Source organism: Enterobacter cloacae complex sp. IR5450, from assembly GCF_049238665.1.
Lineage (GTDB): Bacteria > Pseudomonadota > Gammaproteobacteria > Enterobacterales > Enterobacteriaceae > Enterobacter > Enterobacter hormaechei_C.
Genome location: NZ_JBMKIC010000032.1, coordinates 1 through 16,094 on the forward strand (window position 1 = coordinate 1; position 16,094 = coordinate 16,094).

At 57.1% G+C, this 16,094-nt stretch carries 15 protein-coding genes; 6 read left to right on the plus strand and 9 right to left on the minus strand.

The features are described from left to right. Window positions 1-43 precede the first annotated feature (43 nt). The 8 genes from corA to lptM all read right to left on the minus strand — a co-directional run bounded on the left by corA (window position 44) and on the right by lptM (window position 6,975). On the minus strand, window positions 44-994 hold the full coding sequence (gene corA / locus ACOTYB_RS19680) for a magnesium/cobalt transporter CorA (protein WP_003860807.1): 951 nt from the start codon (window positions 992-994) through the stop codon (window positions 44-46). A gap of 150 nt (window positions 995-1,144) precedes the next feature. Then, window positions 1,145-1,201 (minus strand): YsgD/CorL family protein, encoded by a 57-nt coding sequence (gene ysgD, locus ACOTYB_RS19685; protein ID WP_212743980.1) that lies wholly within the window; start codon window positions 1,199-1,201, stop codon window positions 1,145-1,147. A gap of 149 nt (window positions 1,202-1,350) precedes the next feature. Further along, entirely contained in the window at window positions 1,351-3,513 is a 2,163-nt protein-coding gene (gene uvrD, locus ACOTYB_RS19690) for a DNA helicase II (RefSeq protein ID WP_017383586.1), read from the minus strand. 79 nt (window positions 3,514-3,592) lie between these two features. Further along, entirely contained in the window at window positions 3,593-4,309 is a 717-nt protein-coding gene (gene yigB, locus ACOTYB_RS19695) for a 5-amino-6-(5-phospho-D-ribitylamino)uracil phosphatase YigB (protein WP_015570005.1), read from the minus strand. After that, a complete protein-coding gene (xerC, locus tag ACOTYB_RS19700) occupies window positions 4,309-5,211 on the minus strand; it encodes a tyrosine recombinase XerC (RefSeq protein ID WP_022650173.1) in 903 nt (300 codons plus the stop codon). The genes yigB and xerC overlap by 1 nt, the downstream gene beginning before the upstream one ends. Next, a complete protein-coding gene (locus ACOTYB_RS19705) occupies window positions 5,208-5,915 on the minus strand; it encodes a DUF484 domain-containing protein (RefSeq protein ID WP_003860814.1) in 708 nt (235 codons plus the stop codon). Before ACOTYB_RS19705 ends, xerC begins: the two co-directional genes overlap by 4 nt. Next, window positions 5,912-6,736: a diaminopimelate epimerase gene (dapF, locus tag ACOTYB_RS19710; RefSeq protein ID WP_022646661.1), complete on the minus strand. Its 825-nt coding sequence runs from the start codon at window positions 6,734-6,736 to the stop codon at window positions 5,912-5,914. Before dapF ends, ACOTYB_RS19705 begins: the two co-directional genes overlap by 4 nt. Window positions 6,737-6,771: 35 nt before the next feature. Beyond that, window positions 6,772-6,975 (minus strand): LPS translocon maturation chaperone LptM, encoded by a 204-nt coding sequence (gene lptM, locus ACOTYB_RS19715; RefSeq protein ID WP_003860815.1) that lies wholly within the window; start codon window positions 6,973-6,975, stop codon window positions 6,772-6,774. A 135-nt stretch (window positions 6,976-7,110) separates the two neighbouring features. On the opposite strand from lptM, the gene cyaY reads away from it, so the two are divergent. Further along, the gene (gene cyaY / locus ACOTYB_RS19720; RefSeq protein ID WP_003860816.1) at window positions 7,111-7,431 is read left to right on the plus strand and encodes an iron donor protein CyaY; all 321 of its coding nucleotides are present in this window, start codon (window positions 7,111-7,113) and stop codon (window positions 7,429-7,431) included. 91 nt (window positions 7,432-7,522) lie between these two features. On the opposite strand, the gene cyaA is transcribed toward cyaY, so the two are convergent. Continuing rightward, window positions 7,523-10,066 carry a class I adenylate cyclase gene (gene cyaA, locus ACOTYB_RS19725; protein WP_023315185.1) on the minus strand — a complete coding sequence of 848 codons (2,544 nt, stop codon included), beginning with the start codon at window positions 10,064-10,066 and terminating at the stop codon, window positions 7,523-7,525. Between the two features lie 350 nt (window positions 10,067-10,416). Between cyaA and hemC the strand changes: the two genes are divergently transcribed. From hemC to ACOTYB_RS19750, 5 genes are all read left to right on the plus strand, one after another. Next, window positions 10,417-11,358 carry a hydroxymethylbilane synthase gene (gene hemC / locus ACOTYB_RS19730; RefSeq protein ID WP_032628002.1) on the plus strand — a complete coding sequence of 314 codons (942 nt, stop codon included), beginning with the start codon at window positions 10,417-10,419 and terminating at the stop codon, window positions 11,356-11,358. Continuing rightward, window positions 11,355-12,095, plus strand: coding sequence for a uroporphyrinogen-III synthase (gene hemD / locus ACOTYB_RS19735; RefSeq protein ID WP_003860818.1), 741 nt, complete (start codon window positions 11,355-11,357; stop codon window positions 12,093-12,095). The genes hemC and hemD overlap by 4 nt, the downstream gene beginning before the upstream one ends. 20 nt (window positions 12,096-12,115) lie before the next feature. Beyond that, window positions 12,116-13,309 carry a uroporphyrinogen-III C-methyltransferase gene (gene hemX, locus ACOTYB_RS19740; RefSeq protein WP_006812379.1) on the plus strand — a complete coding sequence of 398 codons (1,194 nt, stop codon included), beginning with the start codon at window positions 12,116-12,118 and terminating at the stop codon, window positions 13,307-13,309. A 2-nt stretch (window positions 13,310-13,311) separates the two neighbouring features. Then, window positions 13,312-14,511, plus strand: coding sequence for a protoheme IX biogenesis protein HemY (gene hemY, locus ACOTYB_RS19745; RefSeq protein ID WP_026080629.1), 1,200 nt, complete (start codon window positions 13,312-13,314; stop codon window positions 14,509-14,511). A 167-nt stretch (window positions 14,512-14,678) separates the two neighbouring features. Further along, window positions 14,679-15,890, plus strand: a complete 1,212-nt coding sequence (locus ACOTYB_RS19750) for an MFS transporter (RefSeq protein WP_220153491.1) — start codon at window positions 14,679-14,681, stop codon at window positions 15,888-15,890. Window positions 15,891-16,094: the final 204 nt, after the last annotated feature.

Genomic DNA, 16,094 nt, shown 5'->3' on the forward strand with positions numbered 1-16,094 from the left:
TTCGATCGTAGGGCGGGTAAGCGCAGCGCCACCCGCCAGATTTTTACAGCCAGTTCTTCCGCTTAAAGTACAGATACGGCGCCAGCCCGGCGAGGATCATAAAGATAATCGCCCCCGGGTAGCCAAAGCTCCACTTCAGCTCCGGCATAAACTCGAAGTTCATCCCGTAGCTGGACGCCACCAGCGTCGGCGGCAGGAACACCACGGACACCACCGAGAAGATCTTGATGATGCGGTTCTGCTCGATGTTGATAAAGCCCATCGCCGCCTGCATCAGGAAGTTGACCTTCTGGAACAGGGATTCGTTGTGCGGCAGCAGGGATTCGATATCGCGTAAGATCTCACGCGCCTGCTCCAGCTGACCGCCCGGCAGACGCGCCTTGCGCACCAGGAAGTTCAGCGCGCGCTGGGTATCCATCAGACACAAACGCACCTTCCAGCCGATATCTTCCAGCTCTGCCAGCGTGGACAACGCTTCGTCGTACTCATCACCCTGATGGCCTTCCATGATCACGCGGCTCAGCTTTTCCAGGTCGCTGTAGATGTTTTCGATTTCATCCGCCAGCTGTTCGATTTTGGTTTCGAACAGATCCAGCAGCAGCTCATAAGCGTTGCCGTCCATCATCGCCTGGCTGCGGGCACGCATACGGTAGAGACGAAACGCAGGCAGTTCGCGCTCGCGCAGGGTGAACAGGCGGCCATCGCGGATGGTAAACGCCACGGTGGAGTTCCCCGCGTGGTCTTCGGCATCCTCGAAAAAGAAGAAGGAGTGAATGTGCAGGCCGTCTTCGTCTTCAAAAAAACGGGCGGATGCTTCGATGTCTTCCAGTTCCGGGCGTGTCGCCAGGCTTTGCCCCAGTTCAGATTGTACGCGAAGGCGCTCATCGTCGTCCGGCTCGACCAGATCCACCCATACGGCATCAATGAGGGGCTGTGACTCTTCGGCTTCAAGCCGAGTCAGTCGGTTATTTTCGAGTTGAAATGCGCTCAACATGACCGGGACTCCCAATGCAAAAAATATCGGACAGTTCGGTGGGCACACAGAAACAAATTGGGTTTCAGACCATTAAACAGCCTGACTCAGCGCGACGGGAATGATGCAGTCGCTGACAACCACTAAGGCCATCAGCAAGAGGAGATAGCCTTAGGAGTTGTTCCTGGATGACAGGGAATTGAGCCAGTATCTACTGGGTGTGTCCAAGGCGAATGTCCTCTTAGCGTAATCGTGCGCGCATGTTACGCCAGCAATAACTGTGGCGTCAACACGCAACGGAACGCTGAAGGGCATTAATTGACCTTCAACGTATAAGGCTAGCAGATTATTACAAAATAGTGATATTTTTCTGAAAGTTACACACTTTCCAGCTTGGCATAGGCTGCCACCAGCCATTTGATCCCCTGCCCCTGGAACGCTACCTGCAAACGGCTGTGCTCGCCGCTGCCTTCCAGGTTGACGATGGTGCCTTCGCCAAACTTCGAGTGGCGCACGCGCTGGCCCAGCTTGTAACCGGTGTCGGTTTCAGAGATCGGCGAGCCCATACGCTGATGGCTGACCGGACGGCTGATGCTGGCGCGCAGGCGCACCTCTTCCACACACTCTTCCGGCAGTTCGCCGATAAAGCGCGACGGACGGTGATACACCTCTTTCCCGTACAGGCGGCGGGTTTCCGCGTAGGTCAGAGTCAGTTTCTGCATCGCACGGGTCACGCCCACGTAGGCCAGACGACGCTCCTCTTCCAGACGCCCGCCTTCATCCAGCGACATCTGGCTCGGGAACATCCCCTCTTCCATCCCGACGATGAACACCTGCGGGAACTCCAGACCTTTCGCGGAGTGCAGGGTCATCAGCTGAACCGCATCCTGCCAGGTATCGGCCTGCCCTTCACCCGCCTCCAGCGCGGCGTGAGAGAGGAATGCCTGCAACGGCATCAGGTCTTCGTCTTCTTCGTTGTAGCTGAACTGGCGCGTTGCCGTCACCAGTTCCTCTAAGTTCTCAATACGGGTCTGGCCCTTCTCGCCTTTTTCCTGCTCGTACATGGTGCGCAAGCCGGAATCTTTAATCACCCGGTCGGTCTGGACGTGCAGCGGCATGTCGGCCGTTTCCTGCGCCAGCGCGTCGATTAACTCCAGGAAGCGCTGCAATGCGCTGGCGGCGCGCCCGGCAAGGGCTTTTTCCTGTAACAGCTCGCGGCACGCCTGCCACAACGTGAGCTGACGATCGCGCGAGGCCTGACGCACCACGTCCAGCGTACGATCGCCGATGCCGCGCGTCGGCGTGTTCACCACGCGCTCAAACGCCGCATCGTCGTTACGGTTGGCAATCAGACGCAAATACGAGAGCGCATCTTTGATCTCCTGACGTTCGAAGAAGCGCATACCGCCATAAATGCGGTACGGCATGCTCACCTGCAATAGCGCCTCTTCCAGCACGCGCGACTGGGCGTTGCTGCGATAGAGAATGGCACACTGCTCCAGCGCGCCGCCGTTCTCCTGCCAGGTTTTAATGCGGTTCACCACGAAGCGGGCTTCGTCGAGCTCGTTGAAGGCGCAGTAAATCGAAATCGGTTCGCCGTCGACGCCATCGGTCCACAGCTTTTTACCCAGGCGCCCGTTGTTGTTCTCAATCAGGGCATTGGCCGCGCTCAGAATGTTGCTGGTAGAACGGTAGTTCTGCTCCAGACGGATGGTTTGCGCGCCGGGGAAATCGTTGAGGAAGCGCTGGATGTTCTCCACCTGCGCGCCGCGCCAGCCGTAGATAGACTGGTCGTCATCGCCTACGATCATCACCTTGCCGGTATCCCCGGCCAGCAGGCGGATCCAGGCGTACTGGATGTTGTTGGTATCCTGGAATTCGTCCACCAGGATGTTGGTAAAGCGTTCACGGTAGTGTTGCAGGATATGCGGTTTGTTCAGCCACAGCTCGTGGGCGCGCAGCAGCAGCTCGGCGAAATCCACCAGACCGGCGCGATCGCACGCTTCCTGATAGGCCTTGTAGACGTTCTGCCAGGTCTGCTCGACCGGGTTACCGAAGCTCTGAATATGATGCGGACGCAGCCCTTCGTCTTTTTGACCGTTGATGTACCACATCGCCTGACGCGGCGGCCACTGCTTCTCGTCGAGATTCATCGCCTTGATCAGGCGTTTCAGCAGGCGCAGCTGATCTTCGCTGTCGAGGATCTGGAAATCCTGCGGCAGGTTAGCGTCCATATGGTGCGCGCGCAGCAGACGGTGCGCCAGGCCGTGGAAGGTGCCAACCCACATGCCGCCCTGGCTGGTGCCCATCAGCTGTGCGATACGGTGGCGCATCTCCGCCGCCGCCTTGTTGGTGAACGTCACGGCCATAATCGAGTACGGCGAGCAGTTCTCCACGCTCTGTAGCCAGGCGATACGGTGAACCAGCACGCGCGTCTTACCACTGCCCGCTCCAGCCAGTACCAGCAGGTTTGTACGCGAGGCGGCAACCGCGTCACGCTGTTTATCATTAAGGCTGTCGAGCAGGTAAGAAACGTCCATTGGCACCGTCACGTCATGGCGGGCAGGCAAATGTTTCCACTCGCCAAAACCCTGTTAATTTATACAGAACAATTGATGATTATATCAGCGTCGTGAGGGATGCCAACCGTGAAATTTCCACGTGCGGCAGAAGACGGCTATCCGGGGTAGTCATCAGATCGGCATTTTCCGGCTTGATCCAGCAGGCCTGCATGCCGCAGCGGATCGCCCCGGCGACGTCCGTGGTCAGGTCGTCGCCCACGTGCAGGATCTCACCGAGCGGCAAATCCAGTTTTTCCGCTGCCAGATGATACATATCGTTGAACGGCTTCGAGCGTCCGTGCGGGCCCGCGCGCAGAACGAACTGAAAATAGTTCCCCAGACCAAACAGTTCAGGCTGAGCGTTGCCGTTGGTGATGGCCACCAGCGGCCACTTTTCGGCGAGCTTCGCCAGCGTGTCGTGGGTCTCCTGCGGCACGTCGATCCGACTGCGCCATTTGGCGAAGTTTTCCATGGCCGCTTCGGCACCCGTGGCCGCGTCCTGCGCGCTCAGGCCGGCATTGAGCATCGCCTGCTCAACCGCACGGCGGCGCCATTCGGTCACGTCATGATAAATTTCCGGCTCGGTTTCCCGCAGGGACTGACGCAGCTTCTGGAAATCTTTGTTCTGCATCGCTTTCAGCGCAGGATGGTAGTTCTGCACAAACGCCAGCGACTCCTGCTCGGTACGCAGGATCACCGGACGATTGTCGTAAAGGGTGTCATCAAGATCAAACGTCAGGGCTGAGATCTGACCGAGTGGGCGGTAAAAACGCATTATTTCCCCCGTTTGGCGCGTGGATGCGCCGCGTCATACACCGAGGCAAGGTGTTGGAAGTCTAAGTGGGTATAGATTTGGGTGGTCGACAGATTCGCGTGACCAAGCAGCTCCTGTACGCCGCGCAGGTCGCCGCTTGATTCCAGCATGTGCGTCGCAAAGGAGTGGCGCAGCTTGTGGGGGTGAACGTGGCTGTTCAGCCCCTGCTTAATGCCCCACTCCGCAAAGCGCTTCTGCACGTTACGCGCCGAGATCCGCTTGCCGAGTTTCGACAGGAACAGCGCATCTTCGTCGGCGCCAAACAGCCCGCGAAGGTCCAGCCAGTGCTCAATCCAGGAGACCGCATTGCGGCCGATCGGCAGGCGGCGCTCTTTGCTGCCCTTGCCCATCACCCACACCTCGCCGGATTCCAGATCGAGGTGCTTCAAGTCGAGGTTCACCAGCTCAGAGAGACGCAGGCCCGCGCCGTACATCACCTCCAGCATTGCGCGGTCGCGAACGGCCAGCGGATCGTTAAGATCGATATCCAGCAGGCGGTTTACGTCGTCGACGTCGATATTTTTCGGCAGATGACGCGGGGCTTTCGGCGTGGCGATCCCTTTCGCCGGGTTGGCTTTCAGACCGCCCTGACTGACCAGCCAGTCGAAGAAACTGCGCAGGGCAGAGAGCCGGAGCGCCAGGCTCGCCGGGCTTAAGTTTTTTTTACGGCTACGCACGACGAACCCGCGTACCGTGGCGGCGTCACATTGTTGCCAGCTTTTCAGGCCGATTTCATCGGCAATCTGCATGATGGCATCAAGCTGACGCTGATAGTTGAGCAGCGTAATAGGGCTGAGCTGGCGTTCTACGCCCAGATAGCGCAGAAAGCGGGTGACGTCAGTGGCGAGCAGTCCGTCCGTCATACGCGCTCAATCCAGCGCTCCAGCAACTCAGGCAACATCAGGGCGATCTCCTGCAACAGTTGCGTACCCTGCCCCTGTTCATAGTGATGCGCGTCGCGGCTGGTAAATAACATCACGCCCAGGTCACCATCGCGCCCCATCAGCGACATCGCCACCGAGCCGATAGCTTTGGCTTCCGGCAGCACCACCAGCAGTTCTGGCCCGTTGAGCGGCCCCAGATAATGGTGCTCATGGCCCAGACGCTGAATGCGCAGCGGCTCAAACGCCTGACGGCTCAGTGCCAGATGGGTAAACCCGGACGGCGCGCCAATGCGCCAGCGGTCAGGGAAGAGACGGATCGTCGCGCCTGCCAGCCCCAGCTCGCGCGCCCAGCGGTGGAAGCGGTTGAGGAACTCTTCGAGACTGTGTGCGGAAGCCAGACGCGCCTGAAGGTGCAGAAGACGGTAGAACAGGCTTTCGTTATTGCTGGCCTGCTCCATCAGCAGCGTCATGTTCTCTTCGAGCTGATTGATGTGGTTGCGCGAGCGCGCCATGTGCCATTCAACCAGCGACACGGTCTCGCGAACCGGATGCGGCACGCGCATCCGTTCGACGACGCGTGCATTGCGGATAAAAAACTCAGGATTGTGCAGCAGATAATCCACAACAGTGCTGTCGTCCAGCTCTGTTACAGGTTCCCGCAGTTCTTCCCCTGGTTGCTTCATAGATGGATAAACCCGTCATAAACATGTGTCGCCGGGCCAGTCATGTACAGTGGATGACCCGCTCCTTTCCAGGCGATATCAAGCCGACCGCCTGGTAATTCCACGCGAACCTCTTCTGCCAGTAACCCCTGTGAGATACCGACGGCCACCGCCGCACAGGCACCGCTTCCGCAGGCCTGGGTTTCGCCCGCGCCGCGCTCGTAAACCCGCAGGCGAATATGTTCACGCTTCACCACTTGCATGAAACCGATGTTCGCCCGCTCCGGGAAGCGCTCGTGGCTTTCCAGCACCGGGCCGAGCGTTTCAACCGCCGCGGTTTGCACATCATCCACCTGAATCACGCAGTGCGGGTTACCCATTGAGACGACGCCGCACAATACTGTCTGCTCGGCGGCACGCATGATATAGGTCTTTTCCGCTTTGTTGGCGCGAAACGGCACGGCAGAGGGTTCAAAGTTCGGCTCTCCCATGTTCACGCGCACCAGTTCGTCGTCGGTGACGCTGAGCACCATCCGGCCATTGGCGGTGCTGACGCGGATATCGCGCTTGTTGGTCAGCCCTTTCAGCCGAACAAAGCGGGCAAAACAGCGCGCGCCGTTGCCGCACTGGGAAACTTCGCTGCCGTCGGCGTTAAAAATGCGATAGTGAAAGTCCAGGTCAGGATCGTAAGGCGGCTCCACCACCAGCAGCTGGTCAAACCCCACGCCCACGTGTCGATCCGCCAGACGACGGATCAGTTCCGGGGAGAAAAAGACATTCTGCGTTACCGCGTCGACGACCATAAAGTCGTTGCCAAGGCCATGCATTTTAGAGAACTGCATCATTTGCTCCATTGCGCGGGTACAGAACGTAATTGTCAGAGATTGACCTGAGTCGGGCCGCCGTTATTGCCGCGATCGTTGGTATCCGGCGTAGATGACTCGATACCACTTTGCACCGGTTTTGTCGGCGGTGGTGCGTTTTTATCCTCTGGCGGGAAGTACAGTGGTCCCTTCAGTCCACAGCCGGTCAGGCTAAACAGAGTGACAAGAACGACAAGCGTTCGGAAGACGTTTTTCATGTAGAGGTTGCCCGTAAGTTCAAATCTGTTTCTATCATCGCAGGAGAAGACACAAAAGCAAGAGTTTGCCGCTTTCCTGCAACGGGAATTATTTAGCGTTATACTGCCGCCATCACGAAAAACAGGAATAAAACCATGAACGACAGTGAATTTCATCGCCTTGCCGATACCCTGTGGATGACCATCGAAGAGCGTATCGACGACTGGGACGGCGACAGCGATATCGATTGTGAAATCAACGGCGGGATCCTGACCTTAAGCTTCGAAAACGGCAGCAAGATTATTATTAACCGTCAGGAGCCGCTTCACCAGGTGTGGCTGGCGGCGAAACAGGGCGGATATCACTTTGATCTGAAAGGTGACGAGTGGGTCTGCGACCGCAGCGGCGAAACGTTCTGGGATCTGCTGGAGCAGGCGGCGACCGCGCAGGCGGGTGAGGACGTGAGTTTCAGGTAGTTTTGTTGCCCGGTGGCGGCTACGCCTTACCGGGCCTACAACGGCTCGGACCGTAGGCCGGGTAAGCGATAGCGCCACCCGGCGAAAAGCCTCAGGAAAAATACTGCTGCAACAGCGGCGCAGTTTCCTGGTTAGCGGGCGCCGCAGTGGTAATCGCCTGCGTACGGAACGGGATCACCTGCGCTCGCCCATCCACATTCACAATCTGGTAGAACTGCGGCAGGTTGAAGTTGATAAAGCTTGAGCCGTAGGTAAAGCGATCGTGCGAAGACGAATAGAAGCGGCTGACGTCGCGCACCAGCTCCTCTTTGCTGCCTTCACAGTGGTGATACACCTCGGCACGGTTGGTTTCATCCAGAATGTAGATGTTAAACCCGGCATTATCGCCCGACTCTTCGAAGAAGAACTGAATAATCCCTTCACTCGCAAAGCCATCCACCACCTGCGGCAGCTTAACGTGATTGGTTTCCACCTGAACCGACAGGCCATGCAGTTTGTTGTGTGAAATCGCGCCGTAGAATTCAATGGCGTTCTCCAGCTTCTGCACCGACACGTTCAGGCGCTCAAAGAACAGGCCCCAGGTCTGGCCGGAGACGCGCAGCGCTTTAAAGCGCCCGGTTTCCTGACGGGTGCTGGAGAGACGCAGTTCGATGCACTCAGACACCAGCTGCTGCACGCGGGTACGAATCAGGCCGCGCAGGTGCTGGCTGTAGCAGAACACCTCCACGCTGTCCGGGGGTGCGGCGTCCTGGTGCATCTTGCCGAGGATCGTTTTCAGCGCCTCGATCATCGCCTGCTCGCCGTTAAAGTGTAAGGTACGCACTTCGTTCCACGAGTTGCGGTACAGTAGATCCACGCTACCCACCAGGCAGTTTTGCTGCTCGCCGAAGCTAAAGACGTCCAGCTTGCGGAAGTCAAAGTGAACGACCTGATTGCGGAAGGCCGCCGTCGGGTCGTATTCCAGGTTGACGATGATCGCCAGATGGCGAATCTCACACGGGCTGTAGAGCGCTTTTGGCGTCGGCGCAGGCAGACGCAGCGGGAAGTGGTGCGAGACATCCGCCACCATCTCCTGCAACTTGGCTAAATCGACCACCTCGTTGCCTTTGATAAACAACCGGGTGCGTGAGGTGAGAAGGCCGTTAAACCAGGCCCAGGCCACCAGCTTGTTCAGGTAGCGGTTATACTCCAGCGGCTGATGGCTGATGATCGAATCCATGCTTGGCGCACGGTTGTACAGATACCACCCGGTGCGGTTCGCGCGGCCCGGCGGTACGTAGATAAAGGTCAGATTCGGTTCAGACAGGTCAGGCGAAATCTGTGGGTTAACCAGCGTAACCTTGCCCGGCAACGCTTCAAACGCGGCGTACAGTTTACGGGTCAGCACCCCGATATCCTGTGGGCTGGCAGAAACGCTAAGGTTGTTACGGCGGGCAAAGCGGATCAGGTTGCGGTAGCTCTGCATCATCGCATCAAGCAGTTCGTTGTGCGCCTCGCGCACCTGATCGATTTTCCAGTTGGCGCGGTTGTCCAGCATGGCGAGACGCGCTTCGTCCCATCCCCACTCTTTGACTAACTGGCTGACGACTTCACGACGCCAGCCCACGCAGGCGCGTTCGCGGCTCAGTTTTTCACAAACTTTGAGATAGAAACATCGACGCACCAGGTCAAGACGCGTGGCGTCCTCAATGGCTGTCAGGTATTCGGTGACGCGTTCCAGCATCATGCAGTAGGCATCAAGCCCGTAGGAGACGATCTCCCCGTCGTGCAGACGCTGTTTAATATCTTTCGCCAGCAGGCGCGGCGTGGGGTATTCCCAGGAGTAAGCTTCCAGCAGCAGGGTTTTCAGCACCGCTTTGTACGGTGAATCAATGCTCTTATAAAGCTGCCAGAGGCTTGCGCCAAAGTACTCTTCGGCGGACAGGGAGCTCAGGCCGCCCAGATCCAGCCACTCGTTTGGCGTCAGAACGCCCTGCGAGTAAAGCGACATGACGTAGTCGTCATAATTCTCTTCTTCATCGCACGGCACCATATTCCACAGAATACGTTTCCCGGCCAGGCGAACGGCAGTACGGTAAAACTCATCCAGCAACAGGATGTGCTGAGTCGAGCCGCAGTCTTCACCACCCAGACTGCCGCTTTCGTTATGGCGGAAACGGTTTTCATCAATCAGGAAGAAGCTCACTTCCACGCCGAGCGACGCCGCCCAGCTCTCCAGCAGGCTGCATTTACGCTGCAACAGCTGGCGCTCTTCATTGTCGAGCCAGGACTGATGGCAGACCCAGATATCCAGGTCAGAAGAGCAGCTTTGCCCAACCGATGATGTGCTGCCCATGGAGTAAACCCCGGTAATCGGCAGCTCGCCTTTCGGCGAATCCTGCGGCGGCATACCACGGTAGAGTTCAAGTTCAGTCAGGTAATGCTGTTGGGTTTCATCAGGCGTGAAGAGGCAAATGCCCTGGGGAACGTTACCATCGAGGTAACCCGGCATTAGCGGATGGTGATAGTGCAACAATGTCGGCAGAAGACTGTATACCTGCTGGAAAGCAGGGCCCATGGCAGCAAGCGCGCGATCCACGCGCAATTGATTGATGGCATCCAGTCTCTGTTTCAGAGTCTCAATATAGAGGTACAAGACGTATCGCCTGATGTTTCCGGGTGTCGCATGCCAGTCAGAACAGAAAAAGCAGCGGACCCGCAGTATTTCAAAAAATAACCGTTACCCTTTTTTCGCCTTTTGCTTTTCTGGTGGTACAGACGAAAAAATGGTCTAAAACGTGATCAATTTAACACCTTGCCGGTTGACCGTAAAGAAAGATGCGCTACATACAAGTGTAGCACCGTTCTGTACGTGTAAATTCCTGAATACGGCGATGGCTGACGAATACGCCGCCCTGTCCCTCTCACTCTTCATCAACCGTAAAACTGCCATCCGAGTGTCAACAATGTTAGGATGGTTAGCGATTGATAATGACGGTAACAAGCATGTTAGACAATGTTTTGAGAATTGCCACACGCCAAAGTCCTCTTGCACTCTGGCAGGCACATTATGTTAAGCAGCGCCTGGAGGCCTGCCACACCGGATTACGCGTTGAGCTGGTGCCAATGGTTACGCGTGGCGATGTCATACTGGATACGCCGCTGGCCAAAGTGGGCGGAAAAGGTCTGTTTGTCAAAGAGCTGGAGCTGGCATTGCTTGAGAACCGCGCCGATATCGCCGTGCATTCGATGAAGGATGTGCCCGTTGAGTTCCCGGAAGGGCTGGGGCTGGTGACCATCTGCGAGCGCGAGGATCCGCGCGATGCGTTTGTCTCTAATCGCTATGACTCGCTTGATGCGTTGCCGGCAGGCAGCGTGGTCGGCACGTCAAGTTTACGCCGCCAGTGTCAGCTGGCTGAACGTCGCCCGGATCTGGTGATTCGCTCGCTGCGTGGGAACGTCGGCACACGCCTTGGCAAGCTGGATAACGGCGACTACGATGCCATTATTCTTGCGGTTGCGGGCCTGAAACGCCTGGGGCTGGAAGAACGTATTCGCGTGGCGTTGCCGCCGGAGCTGTCGCTGCCCGCCGTCGGCCAGGGCGCCGTCGGCATTGAGTGTCGTCTGGATGATGTGCGCACTCAGGCACTGCTGGCGCCGCTGAATCATGACGATACCGCCGTTCGCGTAAAAGCCGAGCGCGCGATGAATACACGCCTCGAAGGAGGCTGTCAGGTGCCAATTGGCAGCTATGCTGAATTAACTGACGGTGAACTGTGGCTGCGTGCGCTGGTTGGCGCGCCGGACGGCTCGCATATGGTTCGCGGTGAACGTCGCGGCAAACCGCAAGATGCCGAGGCGCTTGGCGTATCGCTGGCGGAAGAGCTGCTAAATAACGGCGCACGTGAAATTCTGGCCGAGGTCTATAACGGAGAGCCCCCTGCATGAGCATACTTGTCACCCGCCCTTCTCCCGCAGGAGAGCAGTTAGTGAGCCGTCTGCGCGCACTGGGGCAGGTGGCCTGGAGTTTTCCGCTGATTGAATTCTCCCCCGGTCGCGAGCTGCCTGAGCTCGCTGACCAGATGCGTCTCTTGCAGGAAGGCGATCTGCTCTTTGCGCTGTCGCAGCATGCAGTGGAGTTTGCCCATGCGCAGCTGCAACAACAGGGCGTTCGCTGGCCTCACGCCCCCCGCTATTTCGCCATCGGGCGCACTACGGCGCTGGCCTTACATACCGCGAGCGGAATCGATGTTCGTTACCCGTTAGATCGGGAAATCAGCGAAGTCTTGCTACAATTACCTGAATTACAAAACATTGCCGGAAAGCGCGCGCTTATTTTGCGCGGCAACGGTGGCCGCGAACTGCTGGGCGAGACGCTGCGCGAACGCGGCGCAGACGTGACGTTTGTGGAGTGCTATCAGCGCTGTGCAAAACACTATGATGGCGCGGAAGAAGCAATGCGCTGGCACGCCCGCGGTATTAATACGCTGGTGGTCACCAGCGGTGAAATGTTACAACAGCTTTGGTCGCTGATTCCGCTTTGGTATCGCGAAAACTGGTTACTCCGCTGTCGGCTTCTGGTCGTCAGTGAGCGTCTGGCGAACCACGCCCGGGAACTGGGCTGGCAGGATATTCGGATCGCTGAAAACGCCGACAACGATGCGCTGCTGCGCGCATTACAATAACTCTCAAATGGGAAGCCATAATGACGGAACACGAAAAATCCTCCGCCGTGGTTGAAGAGACCAGGGAGACTGTGGACACCACGTCACAGCCAGAGACGACAGACACAACCGTTGAGAAGAAAAACGGCAGCAATAAAACCAGCCTCACGCTGAGCGTGATTGCCATCGCGATTGCGCTGGCCGCAGGCGTGGGTCTCTACGGACTGGTGAAGAAACAAGGCACCAACCAGACGGCCACCAGCGACGCGCTGGTTAACCAAATCACTGCCCTACAGAAAGCGCAGGAGACGCAAAAAGCTGAGCTGGAAGGTGTGATCAAACAGCAGGCTGCCGCCCTCGCCGACGCGAACAGCAAACGTGAAGAGTTGACCAAACAGCTGAGCGAAGTGCAGGAAAAAGTCGCCACAATTTCGGGAACCGATGCCAAAACATGGCTACTTTCACAGGCCGATTTTCTGGTGAAACTGGCCGGGCGCAAGCTCTGGAGCGATCAGGATGTCACCACCGCCGCCGCGCTGCTGAAAAGCGCCGACGCAAGCCTGGCTGATATGAACGATCCGAGCCTCATCAACGCACGCCGCGCTATTACGGAAGATATCGCCAGCCTGTCCGCGGTTTCTCAGGTCGACTACGACGGTATCATCCTTAAGGTGAATCAGCTCTCGAACCAGATTGATAACCTTCAGCTGGCCGATAACAACGACGATGACTCTCCGATGGATTCCGACGGTACCGAGCTGTCCAGTTCCCTGAGCGAATGGCGTATCAACCTGCAAAAGAGCTGGCAGAACTTTATGGACAGCTTTATAACCATTCGCCGCCGCGATGAAACTGCCGTGCCGCTGCTGGCACCGAACCAGGACGTCTATCTACGCGAAAACATTCGTTCCCGCCTGTTGGTCGCGGCGCAGGCCGTGCCGCGTCACCAGGAAGAGACCTACAAACAGGCGCTGGATAACGTTTCAACCTGGGTACGTGCTTACTACGATACCAATGATGCAACCACGACCGCGTTCCTTGAGGATATCGACAAGCTGAGCCAGCAAAACATCACCATGAACGTACCGGACAAGCTGGAAAGCCAGCCGATTCTGGAGAAGATCATGCAGACGCGCGTGCGTAACTTGCTGGCCCAGCCGGGCGTTCCGGCAGAGCGTCCGGCTGAAGCACCTGCCGCCGCGCCAGCGCCTGAAAGCGCGCCGCAAGGAGAGTAATGATGCTAAAAGTCTTCTTACTCTTCATCCTGCTGATCGCCGGGATTGTACTGGGGCCGATGCTTGCGGGTCACCAGGGTTACGTATTGATCCAGACCGATAACTACAACATCGAAACCAGCGTAACAGGGCTGGTGATTATCCTGATCCTGGGTGTGGTCGTTCTGCTGGCAGTGGAGTGGCTCCTGCGTCGTATTTTCCGTACCGGCGTACATACGCGCGGCTGGTTCGTTGGCCGTAAGCGCCGTCGCGCCCGTAAGCAGACCGAGCAGGCATTGCTGAAGCTGGCCGAAGGCGACTATCAGCAGGTTGAAAAGCTAATGTCGAAAAATGCCGACCATGCAGAACAGCCGGTTGTTAACTATCTGCTGGCCGCTGAGGCGGCGCAACAGCGAGGCGATGAGGCCCGCGCCAATCAGCATCTTGAACGCGCGTCTGAGCTCTCTACTAAGGATCCGATTCCGGTTGAGATCACCCGCGTTCGTCTGCAACTGGCGCGCAATGAAAACCATGCCGCACGTCACGGCGTTGACCGTCTGCTGGAAATTACCCCTCGTCATCCGGAAGTGCTGCGTCTTGCTGAGCAGGCATATATTCGGACCGGTGCATGGGGCTCGCTGCTGGACATTATCCCTTCCATGGCGAAAGCCGACGTGGGCGATGATGAACATCGTGATGAACTTCAGCGTCTGGCCTGGATTGGCCTGATGGATCAGGCGCGCGCCGATCTCGGCAGCGACGGCCTGAAAACCTGGTGGAAAAACCAGAGCCGCAAAACGCGCCAGCAGGTTCCTCTTCAGGTTGCGATGGCAGAACATCTGATTGAGTGTGACGACCATGACACCGCGCAGGAGATCCTCCTCGACGGTCTCAAGCGACAGTATGATGACCGCCTGGTGATGGTCATCCCGCGTCTGAAAACCAACAATCCGGAACAAATTGAAAAAGCACTGCGCCAGCAGATCAAAACCGTGGGCGATCGTCCGCTGCTGTGGAGTACGCTGGGCCAGTCTCTGATGAAACACGGCGAGTGGCAGGAGGCGAGTCTCGCCTTCCGCGCCGCGCTGAAGCAACGCCCGGACGCATTTGATTACGCCTGGCTTGCTGATTCGCTGGACAAGCAGCACAAGCCGGAAGAGGCCGCAGCTATGCGCCGTGATGGGCTGTTATTGACGTTGCAAAATAACGGAACGCAGCAGTAATTAACAGGAGGCCAGATGGCCTCCTTTTTTTATCTCATTTCTCCTGCTACATTCTTTTAACACTCACCTGCAAACGAACCCGCCAATGTAACGATGTCTTTTCCTTAACTTTTTTTTGCACACGCGCTTACCCGCGTGGAATAAACCGTTTCTGAAAGGATATCGTCATGAACTCGCTTTTATATGCGCTTTTCGAAGCGCTGCGGTGCCATCGCTGGCTCCGCCTGCTGGCCTGCGCCTTTATCTTCAGCTCCCTGGGTAATGGCTTAACTCAGGTTGTTGTTTTCGGATTATTGTTACAGTGGTCAGCCCCGTCAGCGCTGTTAACCCTCGCCTTCCTTTTTGCTACGGTGCCCGGTTTTATCGGCAGCCTGATTGGTGAAAAGCTGTGCCAGCGGTTTTCACCTCTCGACCTGTTGATGCTGACCGAATGGCTGGGCTTGCTCGCCCTGCTCTTTCCCCTTTCAGGCGCACATTACCACAGCATACCGGCGCTGCTTGCGGTGCAATCCACAGAAGCGTTGCTGAGCGGGATGAGCTGGCCTGCGTTAACGCTTCTGTTTAAACGCGGACTGCATGAGGCAGAACTGCCTGCGGCAACGTGTCTGGAAAATGTGATTTTTGCCTCCCAGGTTTTGTTAGGAACCGGGCTGGGTGTGGTGTTGTTCCAGCGCATCCCGGTCTTCGCCTTACTGGTCATCGACGCCGCCAGTTTTATGGGATCGCTGGTCATGCTATTTCTCGCAGAACGCCAGTATGTAGCGCGTCCAGCATCGTTGCCTGTCGGGGACCCTCAACCTGTGGCATTGCGCTGGCAAACTCTGACCCTTCGACAAAAACGCAGTTTGCTGATTTTGCCTGTCCTTGCTGCCGTAGGCTCGCCTGCAATGGCGTTGCTGCCAGCACTGGCGCAGCAGATCAACCCCGAGAATGCCGCTGGGCTTGCGCTGCCCTTGCTTTTTGCCAGAAGTCTGGGACAGCTTTGTGGCCCCTTGCTGCTCAGAAAAGAGAGTCTGACGCGCTTTGCAGCAAGAACGCCTTTGCTACTTAGCTGTCTTGCTCTTTTTCTGGCAGCCTATGGGTTGCTTCCGTTTTTATCCGCATGGGTCGTGCTTGCGCTGGGGATGATCTTTATCGCGCATCTGGCGTCGAATATCGTTTTTGCGGCGGGTACGTTTGGGGTACTGAGTAATTTTCAGGCTATACAGATATCCGCTGCCAGCGGTAAGGCCTGGCGCTGGCAAACGTTGAGCGCTTCCCTTTTTACGGGCCTCGCCGCAATGACGGCGACGATATTGGGAGCGGCTCAGACGCTATATGCTGTCTCTGCTATCGCACTGCTGTTGGTGGCGCTGGTCCTGGCCCATTATCGTGAATAAGGCATAAAAAAACGCCTGCTATAAAAGCAGGCGTTAAAACAGGTCTGTAAGACAACATATTTGGTGCTTCACTCAACGTTGTGTCCATGGTGTCTGATGAGGCCGAAGCGACATCTGTCAGTGGACGATAAGCACCGTAAACGGCTCTGCGTCATTCCTGAGTTTATGAGGCCTTAAGGCGAACATAAGAGATGGAATGAGCAT